General features: G+C 64.9%; 2 protein-coding genes. Both read left to right on the top strand.

The genetic code is table 11. The annotated features are described in order from the left end of the window. The first annotated feature begins 96 nt into the window (after positions 1–96). Positions 97–21,255, top strand: coding sequence for a non-ribosomal peptide synthase/polyketide synthase (locus ACQRBT_RS25905; protein ID WP_412046936.1), 21,159 nt, complete (start codon positions 97–99; stop codon positions 21,253–21,255). Between the two features lie 121 nt (positions 21,256–21,376). After that, the gene (gene macA / locus ACQRBT_RS25900; RefSeq protein ID WP_060756407.1) at positions 21,377–22,528 is read left to right on the top strand and encodes a macrolide transporter subunit MacA; all 1,152 of its coding nucleotides are present in this window, start codon (positions 21,377–21,379) and stop codon (positions 22,526–22,528) included.

Raw genomic sequence — 22,528 nt, 5'->3', positions numbered from 1 at the left:
GCCGGGCCGCACGCTGCTGTTTGACGCCAGGTGCTCAGGTTGCAATTGAAACCGGACTTTCTCGTCACTGTTTTCGAATCTTAAGCAGGTCACACCATGCACTTCAGCGAATTGATGGCAGTTCTTTCGACTCACGCGATCCACCTGCAACGTGAAGAGGATGACCTCGTCATCCTGGGCGACGATGAGGGGCTCGACGATGGGTTGATCGACCACTTGCGCGGACACAAAGCGCAGTTGCTGGAGTTGATCGCGCGCAATGGGGGGGACTGGTTGAGCCCGGCCTACCGCATTACGCCGCAGATGCTGCCGTTGACGACCCTGGACCAGGCAACCATTGACCGGATTGTCGACGCCGTGCCGGGCGGCCTGGCCAACGTCAAGGACATCTACCCGCTGGCGCCGCTGCAGGAAGGCATGTTGTACCACCATTTGACGGCGGAGCAGGGCGACCCCTATTTGCTGCAATCGCTGTATGCCTTCGACAGCCGTGCGCGGCTGGAGCACTTCACCCAGGCGTTGCAGTACGTGATCAAGCGCCACGACATCCTGCGCACCACGGTGGTCTGGGAAAGCCTCGATGAACCGATGCAAGTGGTACTGCGCAAGGCCACGTTGATCAGTGAAGAGCTGCATCTGGACCCGCGCGACGGCGATGTGCTGGGCCAGTTGCGCAGCCGCTTCGATGCGCGTCACTACCGCCTGGATATCCGCCAGGCGCCGATGATGCGGGTGGCCTTCGCGCTGGACTCGCCGAACCAGCGCTGGGTGGCGGTGCTGTTGTTTCACCATATGGCCCTGGACCATACGGCAATGGAGGTGGTGCAGCACGAAATGCAAGCCTTCCTGCTGGGGCAGACCGAGCACCTGGGCGAGCCGGTACCGTATCGCAACTATGTGGCGCAGGCTCGCCTGGGCGTCAGTGAACAGCAGCATGAAGCGTTCTTTCGCGAGATGCTCAGTGACATCGATGAGCCGACGCTGCCGTTCGGTCTGCAGGACGTGCAGGGTGACGGTCATGGCATCGAAGAAAGCCATCGCATGCTGGATAACGCCTTGAGCCAACGGCTGCGCGTGCAGGCCCGGCAGTTGGGGGTGAGTGCGGCCAGCGTGATGCACCTGGCACTGGCCCAGGTACTGGGTAAAGTCTCCGGCCGCCAGGAGGTGGTGTTCGGCACCGTATTGCTGGGCCGGATGCACGCGGGCGAGGGCTCGGACCGTGCCCTGGGGATGTTCATCAACACCCTGCCGCTGCGTGTGAGTGTGGGCGAGCAAAGCGTGCGCAGTGGCCTGAAACTGACCCACCAGCGGTTGACCGCATTGCTCCAGCATGAACACGCCTCGCTGGCCCTGGCTCAGCGTTGCAGCGCCGTGGCGACGCCGACGCCGCTGTTCAGTGCCATGCTCAACTACCGCCACAGTGCAACCGGCGGCAGTGCCGAGGCGCAGACGGCGTGGGCCGGCATCCAAGCCCTGGGCGCTGAAGAACGCACCAACTACCCGCTGACCGTCAACCTCGACGACCTGGGTGAAGATTTTCATATCACGGTGCTTGCGGATGCCGGAATCGGCGCGGCGCGGATCGCGGATTATCTGCATGCCGCCCTGGAAAGCCAGGTGGCCTCGCTGGAGCACACGCCGCAGGCGGCGCTGCAAACCCTGGGCATTCTGCCGACCGCCGAGCGCCAGCACCTGTTGCACCACTGGAACAGCGGCGATGGCGTATTTGCCGACAGCGCCTTGATCCACCAACAGGTCGAAGCCCGGGCAGCGGCCGAACCCGACGCTACGGCGGTGCTGTTTGAAGACCAGCGCCTGAGCTACGGCGACTTGAACCGCCGCGCCAACCAGGTGGCGCATCGCTTGCTGAGCCTGGGCGTGCGCCCGGATGACCGGGTGGCGATCTGCGTCGAGCGCGGGCTGGACATGATCATCGGCCTGCTCGGCATCCTCAAGGCCGGCGCCGGTTACGTGCCGATCGACCCGGCGTATCCGCAGGAGCGCATCAGCTACACCCTGCAGGACAGTGCACCGGTGGCGGTGCTGGTGCAGCAGGCGACCCGCGCTCTGGTGTCCGAGGTATCGGTGCCGGTGCTCGAACTGGACGGCGACGATTGCCAAGGTGAATCGACTCAGAATCCCCACGTACCGGGCCTGACTTCGGCCCACCTGGCGTATGTGATCTACACCTCAGGTTCCACCGGATTGCCCAAGGGCGTGATGATCGAGCACCGCAACGTGGCGCGCCTGTTCAGCGCCACCGAGGGCTGGTTCCACTTCAACGAGCAAGACGTGTGGGCACTGTTCCACTCGTTTGCGTTTGACTTCTCGGTCTGGGAAATCTGGGGCGCGCTGATGCATGGCGGGCAGTTGCTGGTGGTGCCGCAGTTGACCAGTCGTTCGCCGGACGCCTGTTATGCGCTGTTGTGCAGCGCCGGGGTGACCATCCTCAACCAGACGCCGAGTGCCTTCCGTTCATTGATTGCGGCCCAGGGCCAGAGCGAACTCAAGCACTCCCTGCGCCAGGTGATCTTCGGCGGCGAGGCCCTGGAACCGGGGATTCTCAAGCCGTGGTATGCGCGTGCGAGCAACGCCGGTACGCAACTGGTGAACATGTACGGCATCACCGAAACCACCGTGCATGTAACCTATCGTGCGCTCGAAGCGGCGGATGCGCAGTTGGTCGGCGTCAGTCCGATTGGCGGGCGCATTCCGGACTTGCAACTGTATGTGCTCGACGAGCAGAACGAACCCGTGCCGGTGGGCGTGGTCGGCGAGTTGTACGTGGGTGGCGCGGGGGTTGCCCGTGGCTACTTGAACCGGCCGCAGTTGAATGCCGAACGGTTCATTGCCGACCCGTTCAGCGGTCGTGCGCAGGCGCGCCTGTACAAGACCGGTGACCTGGCGCGTTGGCAGGCGGACGGCAGCCTTGACTACCTGGGGCGCAACGACGACCAGGTGAAGATCCGTGGTTTCCGTATCGAGCTGGGCGAGATCGAAGCCCGCCTGGCCGCCTGTGAAGGCGTGCGCGAAGCGGTGGTGATTGCCCGCGAAGATGAGCCGGGAGACAAGCGCCTGGTGGCCTATGTGATCGCCGCCGAGGGGGCCGATCCGTCGGCCGCCGAGCTGCGTGCGCAGTTGCTGGTGTCCCTGGCTGACTACATGGTGCCCGCTGCGTTTGTGCGGGTGGCGCAGTTCCCGTTGACCACCAACGGCAAGCTGGACCGCAAGGCGTTGCCGGCGCCGGATGCCGACGCCCTGGCGCGTCGCCAGTTCGAAGCCCCCGAGGGGGAGGTGGAAACCACGATTGCCGCGATCTGGCAGGATTTGCTCGGTGTTGAACACGTGGGCCGCCAGGATCACTTCTTCGAGTTGGGCGGCCATTCGCTGCTGGCGGTCAAGCTGATCGAGCGCATGCGCCAGGTCGGGCTGGGCGCCGATGTGCGTGTGCTGTTCGGCCAGCCGACCCTGGCCGCACTGGCGGCCGCCGTGGCCGATGCGAGCAAGGACGTGGTGGTGCCCGCCAATCGTGTCCCAGAAGGCTGCGCACACATCACCCCGGAAATGCTGCCCCTGGCCACGCTGGATCAGGCCGCCATCGACCGCATCGTCGCAACCGTGCCGGGCGGCGCGTGTAACGTCCAGGAAATCTACAGCCTGGCGCCGCTGCAAGAAGGGATTTTGTACCACCACCTCGCGGCGGCCCAAGGCGATCCGTACCTGCAATACATCACCTTCAGCTTTGACAGCCGCGAGCGCCTGCAACGCTTTGCCGCGGCTCTGCAAGGCGTGATTTCGCGACATGACATCCTGCGCACCGCCGTGTTCTGGGAGCGCCTCGACGAGCCGGTACAGGTGGTCTGGCGCGAGGCGCAACTGGGGATGGATGAGATTCACCTGGACCCGGCCGCCGGGGATATCGCCACGCAATTGACCGAGTGCCTCAACCCGCGTCACCACCGCCTGGATATTCGCCAGGCGCCCATGATGCGCATCGGTTACAGCGAGGATGCGCCCAACCAGCGCTGGGTCGCGGTGTTGCTGCTGCACCATCTGGTGGATGACGCCACGTCGCTGCGTATGCTCATCTCGGAAATCGAAGCCCATACCCGTGGCGAAGAGGCCCTGCTGCCACCGTCGGTGCCGTACCGTCATTATGTGGCTCAGGCGCGCCAGGGCGTGAGTCGCGGAGAGCATGAGGCGTTCTTCAGCGAGATGCTCGGGGACATCGACGAACCGACCCTGCCTTTCGGTCTGCAGGACGTGCAGGGCGAGGGCCACGGTGTCGAAGAGGTCGTCCTGATGCTCGATGACCGCCTCAGCCAGCGCCTGCGCGCGCAGTCCCGCCAGTTGGGGGTGACGCCTGCCAGCCTGTATCACTTGGCGTGGGCGCGGGTGCTGGGTGGCGTGTCGGGACGCACGGATGTGGTGTTCGGCACCGTGTTGCTGGGGCGCTTGCAGGGCGGTGAAGGCTCAGACCGTGCCCTGGGGATGTTCATCAACACCTTGCCGCTGCGGGTCAGCCTCGCTGAAGCCGGCGTACGCGCCATGGTCAAGAGTACCCATGCGCGCCTGACCGGCTTGCTCGGTCATGAGCACGCCTCGCTGGTGCTTGCGCAACGCTGCAGCCAAGTGGCGGCGTCGACGCCGTTGTTCAGTTCGCTGCTCAACTATCGCCAGCTCGGCGGCGCGGACGTTTCGGCACAAGCGCAGACGGCCTGGGAAGGCATTGCCGTGGTCGACAGCAAGGAGCGCACCAACTACCCGCTGACCCTGTCGGTCAACGACATGGGAGAGGCGTTCAGCCTGTCGGTCATGGCCGACGGTTCGATTGGCGCGGGGCGAGTGTGCGGCTACATGCAATGCGTCCTGGAGAACCTGGTCCAAGCCCTGGAGCAGACCCCGCAGGCTTCGCTGCAAGGGTTGGCGATGTTGCCGGCGGGCGAGCGCGAACAATTGTTGCAACACTGGAACGCCACCGACAGCCTGTTCGCCGATACCGCATTGCTGCATCACCAGGTCGAGCTGCAGGCGGCTTTACGACCTGACGCTACGGCGGTGCTGTTTGAAGACCTGCGCCTGAGCTACGGCGACTTGAATCGCCGCGCCAACCAGGTGGCGCATCGCTTGTTGAGCCTGGGCGTGCGCCCGGATGATCGGGTGGCGATCTGCGTCGAGCGCGGGCTGGACATGATCGTCGGCCTGCTCGGCATCCTCAAGGCCGGGGCCGGTTACGTGCCGATTGACCCTGCGTATCCGCAGGAACGCATCAGCTACACCCTGCAAGACAGCACGCCGGTAGCGGTGCTGGTGCAGCAGGCGACCCGTGCCCGGGTGGCCGAGGTGTCGGTGCCGGTGCTCGAACTGGACGGCGGCGATTGCCAGGGTGAGTCCACTCAGAATCCCCACGTCCCGGGCCTGACTTCGGCCAACCTGGCGTACGTGATCTACACCTCCGGCTCCACCGGCCTGCCCAAGGGGGTGATGGTCGAGCACCACAACGTGGCACGCCTGTTCAGCGCCACCGAGGGCTGGTTCAACTTCAACGATCAGGATGTCTGGGCACTGTTCCACTCGTTTGCGTTTGACTTCTCGGTCTGGGAAATCTGGGGCGCGCTCATCCACGGTGGGCAGTTGCTGGTGGTACCGCAGCTCACCAGCCGTTCGCCGGACGCCTGTTATGCGCTGTTGTGCAGCGCCGGGGTGACCATCCTCAACCAGACGCCGAGTGCCTTCCGTTCGTTGATTGCGGCCCAGGGCCAGAGTGCCCTGAAGCATTCCCTGCGCCAGGTGATCTTCGGCGGCGAGGCCCTGGAACCGGGGATTCTCAAGCCGTGGTACGCACGCCCAGGCAACGCCGGTACGCAACTGGTGAACATGTACGGCATCACCGAAACCACCGTGCATGTGACGTATCGCGCCCTTGAAGCGGCGGATGCGCAGCGGGTCGGCGTCAGCCCGATTGGCGGGCGCATTCCGGACTTGCAACTGTATATTCTCGACGACCAGCGCGAACCGGTGCCGGTCGGCGTCGTCGGCGAGTTGTACGTGGGGGGCGCGGGGGTTGCCCGTGGCTACTTGAACCGGCCGCAGTTGAACGCCGAACGGTTTATCGCCGACCCGTTCAGCGGTCGTGCGCAGGCGCGCCTGTACAAGACCGGTGACCTGGGACGCTGGCTGGCGGACGGCAGCATTGACTACCTGGGCCGCAACGACGACCAGGTGAAAATCCGTGGTTTCCGTATCGAGCTGGGCGAGATCGAAGCCCGCCTGGCCGCCTGTGAGGGCGTGCGCGAAGCCGTGGTGATTGCCCGTGAAGACGCCCCCGGTAACAAGCGCCTGGTGGCTTATGTGATCGCCGCCGAGGGCGCTGAGCCGTCGGCCGCCGAGCTGCGTACGCAGTTGCTGGTGTCCCTGGCCGATTACATGGTGCCCAGTGCGTTCGTCCTGCTTGAGCGCTTGCCGCTGACCACCAACGGCAAACTCGACCGCAAGGCCTTGCCGGCCCCCGATGGCGATGCCCTGGCCCGTCGCGAATACGAGTGCCCTGAAGGCGAGATGGAACTTACCCTTGCCGCGCTCTGGCAAGAATTGCTCGATGTGGAGCGGGTGGGTCGCCACGACAACTTCTTTGAACTGGGTGGTCATTCGCTGCTGGCGGTCAAATTGATCGAACGCATGCGCCAGATGGACTTGAGCGCCGATGTGCGCGTGCTGTTCGGCCAGCCGACCCTGGCGGCGCTGGCGGCGGCGGTCGGCGGGCATCAGGCACTGGAGGTGCCGGCCAACCGCATTGAGCCGGACTGCCAGCGCATCACCCCGGACCTGTTGCCCCTGGCCGACCTAGACCAGGCCGCTATCGACCGCATCGTCGCGAGCGTGCCGGGCGGCGTGCGCAATGTGCAGGATATCTACGGCCTGGCGCCGCTGCAGGACGGCATGCTCTACCACCATCTGGCGGCGCCGCAAGGCGATGCCTACCTGCTGCATATGTTGTTCACCTTCACCGGGCCTGAGCCGGTGAACCTGTTCGCCAAGGCGCTGCAAAGCGTGATCGAGCGGCACGACATCCTGCGCAGCAGCATCGCCTGGGAAGGACTCGAGGATCCGGTACAGGTCGTTTGGCGTCAGGCAACCCTGGGACTGGAAGAGGTGGTGATCGACCCGGCGGACGGTGACGTGCTGACGCAGTTGCACGAGCAGTTCGACCCACGCCATTACCGCCTGGACCTGAGCCGTGCGCCGTTGATGCACCTGGCCTACGCCCAGGACAGCGCCCATCAGCGCTGGGTCGGCATCCTGTTGTTCCATCACATGGTGCTCGACCACACCGCGCTTGAGGTGCTGATCGAAGAAGTCCAGGCCAGCCTGAAAGGCCACACCGAAAACTTGGCGCCGTCGATTCCCTATCGCAACCATGTGGCGCAGTCGCGCCTGGGCGCGGATCGACAGGCCCATGAACGCTTTTTCGAAGGCATGCTCGGTGACATCGATGAACCGACCCTGGCCTTCGGCCTGCGCGATGTGCAGGGCGATGGCAGCGGTGTCGAAGAAGCCCACCTGATGCTCGACAGCCAACTGAGCGGGCGCTTGCGCGAGCAGGCGCGCTTGCTTGGCGTCAGCGCCGCCAGCCTGGTGCACCTGGCCTGGGGCCAGGTGTTGGCGCAGGTCGCGGGGCGTGACGATGTGGTCTTCGGCACGGTGTTGCTCGGCCGCCTGCAAGGCGGTGAAGGCGCCGGCCGTGCCTTGGGCCTGTTCATCAATACCTTGCCGTTGCGTGTGAGCATTGGCGGGCAGGGCGCCCGCGAGGCCGTGCGTGTCACGCATGAGCGGCTGTCGCAATTGCTCGCCCATGAGCACGCGTCATTGTCCCTGGCCCAACAGTGCAGCGGCCTGCCGGCGACGCAGGCGCTGTTCAATACATTGCTCAACTACCGGCACAGCGCGCCGGTCGAGGCCTCTAGCGCGGATATCGCCGCGTGGGACGGTATCCAGGCGGTGAGCATGGAAGAGCGCACCAACTATCCGCTGGTGTTGAACGTCGATGATTTTGGCGCCGGCTTCCAGCTCAACGCCCAGGCGCTGGTGAAAATCGGTGCACAACGGATTTGCGGCTTTATGCAGGTGGCCCTGGCACACCTGGTCAGCGCGTTGGAGCACACGCCACACCAGCCGTTGAGTCAGTTCTCGGTGCTGTCGGCCGCCGAACGGGATGCCGTGCTGGTTGACGTCAACGCCACTGCCGTCGATTACCCCGAGGCGCAGACTATCCACCGCCTGTTCGAGGCTCAGGTCGAATGCCAGCCGGATGCCACGGCCGTGCGCCAGGACGACCAGCACATCACTTATCGCCAGCTTAATCAGCGCGCCAATCAGTTGGCCCACCGCCTGCTCGAAGAAGGCGTGCGTCCGGATGACCGGGTGGCCATCTGCGCGCGTCGCAGCCTGGAAACCCTGGTCGGCCTGGTGGCGATCCTCAAGGCCGGTGCGGCGTATGTGCCGATCGATCCGGCGCACCCGCAGGAGCGCATCAACTACCTGTTGCAGGATTGCGACCCGGTGCTGGTGCTGGCGCAATCGAGCACGCGCTCGCTGCTGAGCCACACCGAACGGCCGGTGATCGAACTGGACAGCGACCAGTGGCACCGTCGCCCGACGCTCAACCCGAGCGTGGCGGGCCTGACGCCGGCGAACCTGGCCTATGTGATCTACACCTCCGGTTCCACCGGCTTGCCCAAAGGCGTGATGGTCGAGCACCGCACCCTGGAGAACCTGGTGCACTGGCATTGCCAGGCGTTCGATCTGCACGCGGGTGGGCACACTTCCAGTGTCGCCGGGTTCGGTTTCGATGCCATGGCCTGGGAAGTCTGGCCGGCCCTGTGTGTGGGGGCGACGTTGCACCTGCCACCCGCCAAGCAGGGCAGCGAGGACGTCGACGCACTGTTGCGCTGGTGGCTGGCGCAACCGCTGCAAGTGAGCTTCCTGCCGACGCCGGTGGCGGAGTACGCGTTCAGTCAGCAGTTGCAACACCCGACCCTGAAAACCTTGCTGATCGGCGGCGACCGCCTGCGTCAGTTCAGCACGCCGCAGCGCTTCGATGTGGTCAACAACTATGGTCCGACCGAAGCCACGGTGGTCGCGACCTGCGGCCTGATTGAGGCCGGCAAGGCCCTGCACATTGGCAAACCCATCGCCAACACCCAGGTCTATCTGCTCGACGAGCACCTCAAACCGGTGCCGCAGGGTGTGGCCGGTGAGCTGTACGTCGGGGGGGCCGGTGTGGCGCGCGGTTACCTGAACCGTGCGGAACTGACCGCCGAACGCTTTTTGCAGGACCCGTTCAGCCAGGACCCGCAGGCTCGTCTGTATCGCACCGGCGACCTGGCGCGCTGGTTGGAAGACGGCACGCTGGACTACCTGGGGCGCAATGACGACCAGGTGAAGATCCGCGGCGTGCGGATTGAACTGGGTGAAATCGAAACCTGCCTGGCCGAGCACCCGGACGTCAGCGAAACCGTGGTGCTGGCCCGTGACGGGCGCCTGGTGGCGTATTTCACCGAACACCAGGCCCTTGACCGCCAGGCCCTGCGCAGTTGGTTGCAGGCGCAATTGCCGGAGTACATGGTGCCGGCGGCGTATGTGCGCCTGGACAGCCTGCCGCTGACCGCCAACGGCAAGCTCGACCGCAAGGCCCTGCCGGTTCCCGATCAGGATGCCGTGCTCAGTCGCGGTTACGAAGCGCCCCAGGGTGAAGTGGAAATTGCCCTGGCGCAGATCTGGAGCCAAGTGCTCAAGGTCGAGCAAGTCGGGCGTGAGGATCATTTCTTTGAGCTGGGCGGGCACTCGTTGCTGGCGATGCGCTTGATCTCCCAGGTGCGCCTGCACCTCGGGGTGGAGCTGGACCTCGCGGACCTGTTCGCCCATCCGCAACTGACCGCGCTGGCGCAGGTGGTGGCCAAGGCCGGGCGTAGCAGCCTGCCGCCGATTGTACCGGTGTCCCGAGAAGAGTCCTTGCCGCTGTCGTTTGCCCAGCAGCGCCTGTGGTTCCTGGCGCAAATGGAGAATGCCGGGGCGGCTTACAACATGCCGGTCGGCCTGGGCCTGCGCGGCGCGCTGGATATCCTGGCGCTGGAGCGTGCACTGGCGCAAATTGTCAGCCGCCATGAGGTGCTGCGCAGTGTCTTCGTGATGGATAACGATGAGCCGCAACTGCGGATCACACCTGTCGAAGGTTCATTTGTACTGGAACAGGATGACCTGCGCGGGCAGGCCGATGCCGCGCAGCGCTTGCAGGTGTTGACCGAATATGAAGCGTCGACACCGTTCGACCTGGTCAACGGGCCGCTGCTGCGCGCACGCCTGGTACGCATGGGCGACGAGCACTCGGTGTTGTTGCTGACTATGCACCACATTGCCTCTGACGGCTGGTCGATGGGCGTGCTGAGCCGCGAAATGGTGCTGTTGTATGGCGCCTTCAGCCAGGGCCTCGCCGATCCATTGCCACCGCTGACGCTGCAATATGCCGACTTCGCCGTCTGGCAACGCCGCTGGTTGAGTGGCGAGGTGTTGCACAAGCAGAACCTGTATTGGCAGCAAACCCTGGCCGGCGCGCCGGCCATACTGACCCTGCCGACCGACCGGCCACGCCCGGCGCAACAGGATTTCTCCGGCGCGGTGCTGGCGTTGCAACTGGATAAGGCACTGACTCAGGGCCTCAAGGACCTGAGTCAACGACATGGCACCACGTTGTACATGAGCCTGCTGGCGGCATGGGGTGTCTTGTTGGCGCGTTTGTCCGGGCAGGATGAAGTGGTCATCGGCTCGCCGGTGGCCAACCGCAACCAGCTGGAGCTGGAAGGTCTGATCGGCCTGTTCGTCAACACGCTGGCGCTGCGCATCGATACCTCGGGCGAACCGACGGTGCAAACCCTGCTGGCGCGGGTCAAGGCCAGGACGCTCGGTGCGCAGGCGCATCAGGACCTGCCGTTCGAACAAGTGGTCGACATCGTCAAGCCGGTGCGCAGCATGGCCTACAGCCCGGTGTTCCAGGCCATGTTGACCTGGCAGGGCAGTGAAGGCGGCGGTGCACCGGTCGTCGGCGACTTGATCATGGAAGACGGTGGCCAAGTCAATACATCGGCGAAGTTTGATCTGTCCCTGGAGTTAAGCGAAGCCCAGGGCCATATCGTCGGCTCCCTGAGCTATGCCACGGCGTTGTTCGACGAGGCGACCCTCAAGCGTCACCTGGGCTACTTCGAGCGCCTGCTGCACGCGATGGTTGCCGACGATCAAGGCGTGCTGGCCCGCGTGCCCCTGCTGGATGAGCGGGAGCGCCAGCAGCAGTTGGCCGGCCTCAGTGGCCTGCACACGCCGCTCCACCCCGGCACTGTACACAGCCTGTTTGAAGCCCAGGCCATGCGCACCCCCGAGGCGCTGGCGGTGCAGACGGCGGCTGTGACGCTGACTTACCGTCAGCTTAACGAGCAGGCCAACCAGTTGGCCCATCACCTGCGTGAGCTCGGCGTGGTGCCGGATGCCCGCGTGGCGATTTGCGTGGAGCGCAGCGCCGAGCTGATCGTCGGGTTGCTGGCGATTCTCAAGGCCGGAGGCGCCTATGTGCCGATCGACCCGAACTACCCGCTCGAACGCATACATTACATGCTCAAGGACAGCGCCCCGGCGGCGTTACTGGTGCACGGTGCGACCGCGCAACTGGCCGCTGCGGGCGGCCTGCCCGTGGTCGACCTCGACCGTGAGGCGTGGCGCGGGCAAGCGCTGGACAACCCACAGGTGCCCGGGCTGAGCGCGAAACACCTGACCTATGTGATCTATACCTCGGGCTCCACCGGGCAGCCAAAAGGCGTGATGGTCGAACACCAGGGCGTGGTCAACATGCTCCACTGGTACCTCGAAGACGTCGGGCTGGACGCCGACGACGCGGTGTTGCTGCTGACGTCGCACAGCTTCGACCTGACCCAGAAAAATATCTTCGCCAGCCTGGCCGTCGGCGCCACCTTGCATCTGGCCGACAGCCCGTTTGATCCTGCGAGCATCGTGCGCCAGATCGACGCGCAGGCGATCACCCATATCAACCTGGCCCCGAGTGCGTTCTATACGTTGATCGACGCCGATCAACAGCACGTCTTGAGCCGCCTGCGCCGGGTCGTGCTCGGCGGTGAGCCGATCAAACTGTCGCAGTTGGAGAAACTGCGGGCGCCGCGTCCGCACTTCATCAACAGCTATGGCCCGACCGAGTGCAGCGACGTGGTCGCCTGGCACGGCATCAATGCGGATCTTGCCAGCTATGGAGCAGGGGATATTCCGCTCGGCCAGCCGTTGCGCAACCTGACGCTCTACGTGCTGGACGCCTACGGGCAACAGGTGCCTACCGGCAGCGTCGGCGAGTTGTACATCGGTGGCGCGGGCGTGGCACGCGGTTACCTCAATCGCGAGGACCTGACGGCCGAACGTTTCCTCGACGACCCGTTCACCGCTCAAGGACGCATGTACCGCACGGGCGACCTGGCGCGTTACCGTGCGGACGGCACCCTCGACTACCTCGGGCGTAATGATGACCAGGTCAAGATTCGCGGCCTGCGCATTGAACTGGGTGAAATCGAAGCTTTGCTCGCCGCCCATCCCGAGGTGCTTGAAGCGGCCGTACTGGTGCGCGACGAGCGCCTGGTGGCCTACTTCACCGCGCACGTGGCGGGGCAGGCGCCTCAGATCGAGGACCTGCGGACCTACCTGCAAAACGAACTGCCGGAATACATGGTGCCGTCGGCCTATGTTCAGTTGCCTGCACTGCCGCTGAGCCCCAACGGCAAGCTGGATCGCAAGGCGCTGCCGGCGCCGGGGCTCGATGCGGTGGTCAGTGGGGTGTATGAAGCCCCCGAGGGCGACATTGAAACGACGCTGGCGCAGATCTGGCAAGACCTGCTGGGGCTTGAACAGGTCGGTCGCCACGGGCATTTCTTCGAATTGGGCGGGCACTCGCTGCTGGCGATGCGCTTGATTTCCCAAGTGCGCCAGCGCCTGGGGGTGGAGTTGGCCCTGGCCGAGCTGTTTGCCCATCCGCAGTTGGCGGCGTTGGGCCAAGTATTGGCCCAGGCGGCACGCAGCACCTTGCCGGCGATCTTGCCGGTGCCAAGGGACCAGGATTTGCCGCTGTCGTTTGCCCAGCAACGCTTGTGGTTCCTGGCGCAGATGGAAGGTGCCAGTACCGCCTACAACATGCCGATCGCCCTGGGGCTGCGCGGTCAGCTGGATGCCCAGGCGCTGGAGCGCGCACTGACAGCCATCGTGGCGCGCCATGAGGCGCTGCGTAGCCGGTTCGTGCAGCACAACCATGAGCCGCTGGTGCGTATCGAGCCGGCCGATCGGGCGTTCGCGCTGCTGCGCCTGGAGGTGGACAGCGATGCCGACCTGCAGAGGCACGTCAGCCATGAGGCGCTTGAACCCTTCGATCTGGAGCAAGGCCCGCTGATTCGTGCGCGCCTGGTGCGGCGCGCCGACGATCACCATGTGCTGTTGTTGACCATGCACCACATCGTTTCCGATGGTTGGTCGATGGGCGTACTGACCCGTGAGTTGATGGCGCTGTATGAAGCGTTCCGTCTGGGGCAGGCCGACCCGCTGCCGCCGCTGGCCCTGCAATACGGCGATTTTGCCGTGTGGCAACGGCGTTGGTTGAGTGGCGAGGTGCTGCAGCAACAGAGCCAGTACTGGCAGCAGGCGTTGGCGGATGCGCCCGCCTTGCTGTTATTGCCCACCGACCGCCCACGGCCGGCCCGGCAGGACTACAGCGGTGCGACCTTGAGCCTGTTGCTCGATGTCAACCTGACCGCCGGGCTCAAGGCCCTGAGTCAGCGTCATGGCACCACGCTGTACATGACCATGATGGCCGCGTGGGGCGCGTTGCTCTGCCGTCTGTCCGGCCAGGATGAGGTGGTGATCGGCTCGCCGGCGGCCAACCGCATGCGTGCAGAAGTCGAAGGGCTGATCGGCCTGTTCGTCAACACCCTGGCGGTGCGCATAGGGGCCGGCGAAGAGCTGACCGTGGCTGCGCTGCTGGCCCATGCCAAGGACCGCACCCTGGCGGCGCAGGCCCATCAGGACTTGCCGTTCGAACAAGTGGTGGAAGTGCTCAAGCCGGCGCGCAGCCTGGCCCACAGCCCGGTGTTCCAGACCTTGCTGACCTGGCAGAGCAGCGATGCGCCGAGCCTGGTAATGGGTGATCTGCAGTTCGAAGGGCTCGGTGAGGCCGGCAACTTTGCCAAGTTCGACCTGTCCCTGGACCTCGGCGAAATGCAGGGACACATCGCCGGGACCCTGGAGTACGCCACGGCGCTGTTCGACGAGACCACCTTGCAACGTTACCTGGGGTATTTCGAGTGCCTGCTGCAGGCCATGGTTGCCGACGACCAGGCCGTGCTGGCGCATATTCCCTTGATCGATGAAGACGAGCGCGACTACCTGTTGCACGGCCTCAACGACACCCACGTGGCCTATGCGCAGGACAGCACCATTCACCAACTGTTCGAAGCCCAGGTCGAGGCGCATCCGGATGCGATTGCCGTGGCGTTCGAACAGCAGCGCATCAGTTATGCGCAGTTGAACCGTCGGGCCAACCGCCTGGCGCACCACTTGATCGGCCTGGGCATCCGCCCGGATGACCGCGTGGCGATCTGCGCCGAACGCGGCGATGAAGTATTGGTGGGCTTGCTCGGGGTGCTCAAGGCCGGCGGCGCGTATGTGCCGCTGGACCCCAATTACCCGCCGGAGCGTCTGGCCTACATGATCGCCGACAGCGCACCGTCGGCCGTGCTGACCCAGCGCGCGTTGCAGGACCGGCTGCCGCCCCTGGCGATTGCGCAGGTGTTGCTGGACGAGCCACACAGCGGTGCCGAGCACAACCCGCAAGTGCCGGGGCTGACCGCCCGCCACCTGGCGTATGTGATCTACACATCAGGTTCCACCGGCAATCCCAAGGGCGTGATGATCGAACATCGCGGGCTGGTCAACTACAGCCTGGACGCCGCACGCCTGTTCGGCCTGACCGCGCAGGACACGGTGTTGCAGCAGAACACCCTGAACTTCGACCTGTCGGTGGAGGAAATCTTCCCGGCCTGGCTGGCCGGCGCGACCCTGGCGCCAAGCCGTTATGTGTTTGGCACCGAGGCCGCACGCGACCCGGCGATCACGCCGACCTTCCTGCACTTGACGGCGGCGCACTGGCACACCCTGGCCGCCGAATGGCACCACAGCCCGGAGCAGGCGCAGGCGCATTTGCGCCATGTACGGTTGATCAACGTGACCGGTGATGCACTGTCGGCGCAGAAGTTGAAGCTGTGGGACGAGGTCCGCCCGGCCCATACCCGCCTGATCAACACGTATGGCCCGACGGAAGCAACGGTGTCCTGCACCACCGCTTATGTGACCCACACGGGCGACACCACGGGCAATACCACCATCGGTAAACCGATGGCCAACACCCGCATCTACCTGCTCGATAGCCAGCAGCAACCGGTACCGTTCGGGGTGGCGGGAGAGATCTTCATCGGCGGTGACGGTGTGGCACGGGGGTACCTGAACCTCGACCAGATCAGTGCCGAGCGCTTCCTCGCCGACCCGTTCAACGACGCCCCGGGGGCGCGGATGTACAAGACCGGCGACCTGGCGCGCTACCTGGCGGATGGTTCCCTCGAGTACCTGGGCCGCAACGACTTCCAGGTCAAGGTGCGCGGGTTCCGGATTGAGCTGGGCGAGATCGAATCGCGCCTCGGCAACTGTGCCGGGGTCAAGGAAGCGGCGGTGATCGCCCGCGAAGACCGTCCTGGCGAGAAGCGCCTGGTGGCCTACGTGGTGCCGCACGCCGGGGTCAGCTTGACGGCGGCCGGTTTGCGCAGCTACCTGGCGCCGTTGCTGGCCGAATACATGATCCCGTCGGCGTTCGTGAGCCTCGACGCGTTGCCGCTCACGCCCAACCGCAAACTGGACCGCAAAGCCTTGCCGGCGCCGGATCAGTCGGCGGTGGCCAGCCGCGATTACCAGGCTCCCGAGGGGCGCATTGAACGCAGCCTGGCGCTGATCTGGGCACAGGTGCTGCAACTGGAGCAGGTCGGTCGGCATGACAACTTCTTCGAGCTGGGCGGCCATTCGCTGCTGGCGGTCAAGTTGGTCGAGCGCATGCGCCAGGACGACCTGCGGGTCGACGTCGGTGCCTTGTTTACCCACCCGACCCTGGCCGGCCTGGCCAAGGTCGTGGGCAGCCGCCGTGCGCTGGAGGTGCCGGCCAACGGCATCACTGCCGAGTGCCAACGCATTACGCCGTCGATGCTGCCGCTGGCCAGTCTCAACCAGGACGAAATCGACAGCCTTGTCGCCGGCGTGCCGGGCCAATTGGCCAACGTGCAAGATATCTACGGCATGACGCCGTTGCAGGAAGGCATCCTTTATCACCACTTGCTGGCCGATGAGGGCGACCTGTACCTGGAGCAGGCCTCGTTCCATTTCGACAGCCGCGAGCGTCTCGAGGCATTTGCCCAGGCCTTGCAGGGCGTGATTGAGCGCAACGATATCTTGCGTTCCACGATGCGTTGGGAAGGCTTGAGCGAGCCGGTACAGGTGGTGTTGCGTCATGTGCCGTTCGCGCTGGAAGAGATCAGCCTGGAAGGCGAGGAAGAGGCCGGTGCGCAACTGCGTGAGCGTTTCAACCCGCAGCACTTCCGCATGGACCTGCGTGATGCACCGTTGATGCGCCTGGTGTGCGCCTACGATCGGCCGCAGCAACGCTGGGCCGCGTTGCTGATGTTCCATCACATGCTGTTCGATCACGTCGCCATGGACCTCCTGCAATACGAGTTGCAGGCCTTCCTTGCGGGTGAGGAAGCCCGCCTGAGTGCAGCGGTGCCGTATCGCAACTATGTGGCCCAGGCGCGCCTGGGGATGACCGAACAGGAACATGAAGCGTTCTTCGGCGCGATGCTGGCCGATATTGATGAACCGACCCTGCCGTTCGGCCTGCACACGGTGCAAGCCGGTGGCACGCTTGAACTGGCACGACTGCCTGTGGAAGAGGGCCTCGGCCAGCGCCTGCGCAGCGCTGCCCGGCAACTGGGGGTGAGTGCCGCAAGCCTGATGCATGTGGCTTGGGCTCAGGTATTGGCGCATGTCTGCGGCCAGGATGATGTGGTGTTCGGCACCGTACTGATGGGTGGCATGCAGGGCGGTGAACGCGCCCTGGGGCTGTTTATCAACACCTTGCCGTTGCGCATCAGCGTCGGTGCCGAAGGTGCACAGGCCGGGGTCAAGGCCACGCATGCACGCTTGAGCACGTTGCTGAGCCATGAGCATGCCTCCCTGGCGTTGGCGCAGCGTTGCAGCGGCGTGGCCGCGCCGGCACCGCTGTTCAGTGCCTTGCTCAACTACCGTCACAGCGCGGCCACTGCCTCCAGTGAGGACATGGCTGTATGGAGCGGTATCCAGGCCCTGGGCGGTGAAGAACGCAGCAACTATCCGCTGTCGCTGGACATCGATGACTTCGGCCAGGCGTTTGCGCTGACCGTCCAGGTCAGCCCGGACGTCGGTGCGCAGCGTGTGTGTGCGTACATGCACGCTGCGCTGGACAGCCTGGTGGACGCCCTGGAGCGCACGCCGCAGGCGTCGCTGAGCAGCCTGGAAGTGCTGCCGCTGAGCGAGCGACGCCAAGTGTTGCTGGACTTCAACCAGACCCGCACCAGCGATCCGCAGGACCAACTGATCCATGAGCTGTTCGAGCAGCAGGTGCTGCGTAACCCCGACGCGGTTGCGCTGGAGTTCGACGGCCAGTCGCTGAGCTACGCCGAGCTCAATGCCCAGGCCAACCAGTTGGCCCATCATTTGATCGCTCTTGGCGTGCAGCCTGACGAGCGTGTGGCCATCGCCCTGGAACGCGGTACGCAGATGATCGTGGCATTGCTCGCGAGCCTGAAGGCCGGCGCCGCGTATGTGCCGCTCGACCCGGCCTACCCGGCGCAGCGCCTGGCGTTCATGCTGGCCGACAGCGCACCGCGTGTGTTGCTCAGCGAGTACGCGGTGCTGCCGTTGCTCGGTGCACTGCCGGAAGGCTTGCAGGTGGTGACCTTGAACAGTGCGCTGCAACCGTGGCGTGAGTTGAGCGAGCACAACCCGTCGGCGGCTGAGCTGGGGCTTGGCGGCGAACATCTGGCCTACGTGCTCTACACCTCCGGGTCCACGGGGACGCCCAAAGGCGTGATGATCGAGCACGCCGGGTTGTGCAACGAGATCCGCGTCATCAGCGGCTTGACCGGCCTGACGGCGGGCGATCGTGCGCTGCAATTTGCGACCATCAACTTCGATGCGTCCATCGAGGAGATTTTCGGTGCGCTGACCTGTGGTGCCACCCTGGTGGTGCGCAGTGCCGCCTGGTTGACCGATGCCGCTCAGTTCTGGGCACTGGCGGCGCAGGCGCGCTTGTCGGTGATCAGCCTGCCGACGCGCTTCTGGCAGGGCCTGGCGGACGATCATGCGAGTGTCATTCCGGCCTCGGTACGGGTGATCGTGGTCGGTGGTGAAGAGCTGAGCCCGGAAGCGGTGCAGCACTGGTTCCTGCGCAGTGGGCACACGCCACGTTTGCTCAATACCTACGGCCCGACTGAAGCCACGATTATCGCCACCGCCAACGAGGTGTGCGCGGCCAACCCGCATCCGCGCGCAATCGGGCGTCCGATCGCCAACACCCGGGTGTATGTGTTGGATGCCCATGGGCATCCGACCGGGTTGGGGGTGGCCGGCGAGATTCATATCGCCGGTGCCGGTATCGCCCGGGGTTATCTCAACCAGCCGCAACTGAGCAGCGAGCGCTTCCTGGCCGACCCGTTCAGCGAGGTACCGGGGCGCCTGTATAAAACCGGCGATCTGGGCCGCTGGCTGCCGGACGGCACCCTGGAATACCTGGGCCGTAACGACGACCAAGTGAAAATCCGCGGCTTCCGCATCGAGCTGGGTGAAGTCGAGAGCGCGCTGCTGGCCTGTGAAGGGGTGCGCGCGGCGGTGGTCATGGCGCGTGACGACAGCGAAGGGCAGGTCAGCGGCAAACAGCTGGTCGCCTACCTGTGCGGTACGCCGGGTTCGGTCGAGCAGTTGCGCGAAGAGCTGCTGACCCACCTGCCGCAGTACATGCTGCCCAGTGCCTATGTACAACTGGACAGCCTGCCGGTGACGCCGAACGGCAAGCTGGACCGCAAGGCCCTGCCTGCACCTGAGCAGGTGATGCTCAGCCGCGACTATGAGGCACCGGCCGATGCGCTGGAAGAACGCTTGGCGGCCCAATGGGCGTTGGCGTTGAAACTGCCACGGGTTGGGCGTCACGACAGTTTCTTTGAAATGGGTGGGCATTCCCTGCTGGCTATCCGTCTGGTCAGCCTGTTGGCTCAGGTCGAGGTCCAGGTGACGCTGGCGGAGTTGTTCCAGCATGCCAGCGTCGCGTCGATGGCTGCGCTGTTGCGCTTGCGCACCGAGGTACCGGTGGCGGAGCAAGGGCTTGTCACCGTGCGTGCCGAGGGGACGCAGGCACCGTTGTTCCTGGTGCATGAGTTCAGTGGCTTGAACGTGTATTTCCCAGCGCTGGGCCAGCATCTGGATGCTGATATTCCGGTGTACGGGCTCGAGGGCGTGGCCTGGGGCGAGCCGCAATTGCGCACCCTGGAATGCCTGGCGGCGCGGCATATCGACTTGATGCGCAGGGTTCAGCCGCACGGCCCGTACCGCCTGGCCGGCTGGTCGTTCGGTGGGGTATTGGCGTACGAAATCGCCGCGCAGTTGATCGGTATGGATGAGGAGGTCGCGTTCCTCGGCCTGCTCGATACCCACGTGCCGCGCCTGGTGGATCAGGGCAGGGCACGCTGGTCGGTGGCCCATGCCCACCAGTTGCACCTGCTGGAACAATGCCGCGCCTACTGCCAGGCCCAGATGCCGGTGGACGGTCACGCACTGGCGAGCCTGGAGCAACTGGAGTCCGAAGCCGAGCACATGGCCTTTGATGAGCTGTGGCAGCGCGTCCGTGACGCCGGTTGGCTGCAGCCGCAGTTGGCGGCGCTGTCGCGTGAAGCGCTGTGGGCCTACCTGGACCGTGAGGTTGCCCACGGCCATGCACAGGCGCATTACAGCCTGTTCCCATTGAACCTCCCGGTGCATCTGTTTACCGCCGAACAGCGCATGGACGAGGCCTCGCGCAGCAGCGAAAGCCTGGGCTGGGAGCAGATCGTGCCGGCCGCGTTGCTGCACCGCATCGATGTGCCGGGCGATCACCAGAGCATGATGCAGGCGCCGCATATCGCGGCGTTGGGCAAGGCCATCGGTACGGCGCTGAACGCTACACCGCCGGCGCCGACGCAGGCGGGGTATCAGCCGGTGTTGACGATCCAGAGCGGGCAGGCGGGGCGAGCACCGATCTTCTGTATTCCCGGCGCCGGCGACAGTGTCACCGGGTTTATCGGCCTGACCGATGCGTTCGGACCGGGCTGGCCGATCCATGGCCTGCAGCCTCGTGGGCTGGACGCCAAGGCGGTGCCGCATAGCCGCGTGGAATCGGCGGCGCGCGCCTATCTGGTGGCGCTGGAGCAGCACTGCCCAAGCGGGCCGGTGCATCTGCTCGGGCATTCCTTCGGCGGCTGGGTGGCGTTCGAGATGGCCCTGCGCCTGCAGGCCCAGGGGCGTGAAGTGCTGTCCTTGAGCCTGATCGACAGTGAGGCCCCTGGCGGCACGGGTGTGGCGGGCCAGCCCTACACGGCGACCGGCGTATTGCAGCGCTTGATTGAAACCATGCAACTGGCGGCCGGCAAGCCTTTCGGGATTGATCCGCAGGTGTTTGCCGGCCTGGATGAAGCCGCCCAGTGGGTCGCGTTGCACCGTGCCATGGTGCAGGTCGGCATGCTTTCCGCGCGTTCGACGCCTGATGTGATGTTCGGGCCGGCGCGGGCTTTCGGTGCCGCGCTGCGCACGGTTTACCAGCCACGCCAGCGCTACAACGGCCAGGTCCGCCTGGTGCTGGCCGATGATCCGAGCCTGGATGCAGAGGGCAATCAGCGTGAGCAGGCCGGCATGATCGAGGGCTGGAGCCGGTTCACCGATCACCTGGAAACCTGGTACGGCCCAGGTAACCATTTCACCCTGCTCAAGGCGCCGCATGTCTACAGCCTGGCGTCCTGGTGGCATGACGGGCTGGCCGTATCGGTCGGCAAGGTGACCTCATGAGGTGTGACAGAGGGGGAGTCGGCACGGGCGCTTGCGCCCTAACCTGAAGCGAACATTCACGCAATTTAGTGCGAACCCGGCCACCGGTCGGGTCTACCTTTCAACGTATTAGTGGTCATCTATGGAAAAGTCGAAGTTTCGCAAGGTTTTTTGGGGCGTGGGGCTGGCGGTCGTGGCTGGGATGATTGTCTATTCGGTGCAATCACCCGCCGAGCCACCCGAATATCTGACCGCCAAGGTCGAGCGCGGCGAGATCGAAAACTCAGTGCTGGCCACCGGGATTTTGCAGGGGGTCAAGCAGGTCGATGTCGGTGCGCAAGTCTCCGGCCAGTTGAAGTCACTGAAGGTCAAGCTTGGCGATAAGGTCAAGAAGGGCGAGTGGTTGGCGGAAATCGACCCCTTGGTGCTGCAGAACACCCTGCGCCAGGCCCAGGTCAATGAAGAAAATCTGGAGGCCCAGCGCAAGGCGACGGCGGCGCAGGTTGCCCAGACCAAATCGGTCTGGGAGCGTTACACCCAACTGCAATCGGACGCGGCCATTTCCCGGCAGGATTTCGAGACCGCCGAATCCAACTATCTGGTACAGAGCGCCAATCTGGTCGCCCTGGATGCCCAACTGAAAAATGCGCGTATCCAGATCGACACCGCCAAGGTCAACCTGGGCTACACCCGTATCGTCGCGCCGATTGACGGTGATGTGGTCGGCATCGTCACCCAGGAAGGCCAGACCGTGATCGCCGAGCAACTGGCGCCGGTGCTGCTGAAACTGGCCGATCTGGACACCATGACCATCAAGGCCCAGGTGTCGGAAGCCGATGTGATTCATATCCGGCCGGGCCAGGAGGTGTACTTCACCATCCTGGGCGAAGCCGACAAACGCTACTACGCCAAACTGCGCGGCACCGAACCCGCACCGCAGAACTACCTGGACACCCAGGCCGCGGGCACCCCCAAGCAGAACACGGCGGTGTTCTACAACGCCTTGTTCGATGTGCCCAACCCGGAACATCGCCTGCGTATTTCGATGACCGCCCAAGTGCGCATCGTGCGTGACATTGCCAAGGATGTGCTGATGGTGCCGGTGGCGGCACTGGGCAAGCGCAATGGGGACGGTTCGTACGTGGTGCGGGTGATCGACGAGACCGGTCACGCCCAGGAGCGCAACGTGCAGGTGGGGATCAATAACAACGTCAAGGCACAGATCAAGGATGGCCTGGCAGAAGGCGACAAAGTCGTCATCGGTGATCCTGCGCCTGCCGTGGCGGGGGTCTGA

It is taken from the genome of Pseudomonas sp. R19M (genome assembly GCF_050312585.1).
GTDB classification, from domain to species: domain Bacteria; phylum Pseudomonadota; class Gammaproteobacteria; order Pseudomonadales; family Pseudomonadaceae; genus Aquipseudomonas; species Aquipseudomonas palleroniana.
Note: the sequence above shows the minus strand (reverse complement) of the source record. Positions and strands in the feature narration are given on the sequence as shown.

Bases quoted from the DNA above. Each gene is read 5' to 3' on its own strand.
- ACQRBT_RS25905 (WP_412046936.1), top strand. From the start codon at position 97: ATGCACTTCAGCGAATTGATGGCAGTTCTTTCGACTCACGCGATCCAC.
- macA (WP_060756407.1), top strand. From the start codon at position 21,377: ATGGAAAAGTCGAAGTTTCGCAAGGTTTTTTGGGGCGTGGGGCTGGCG.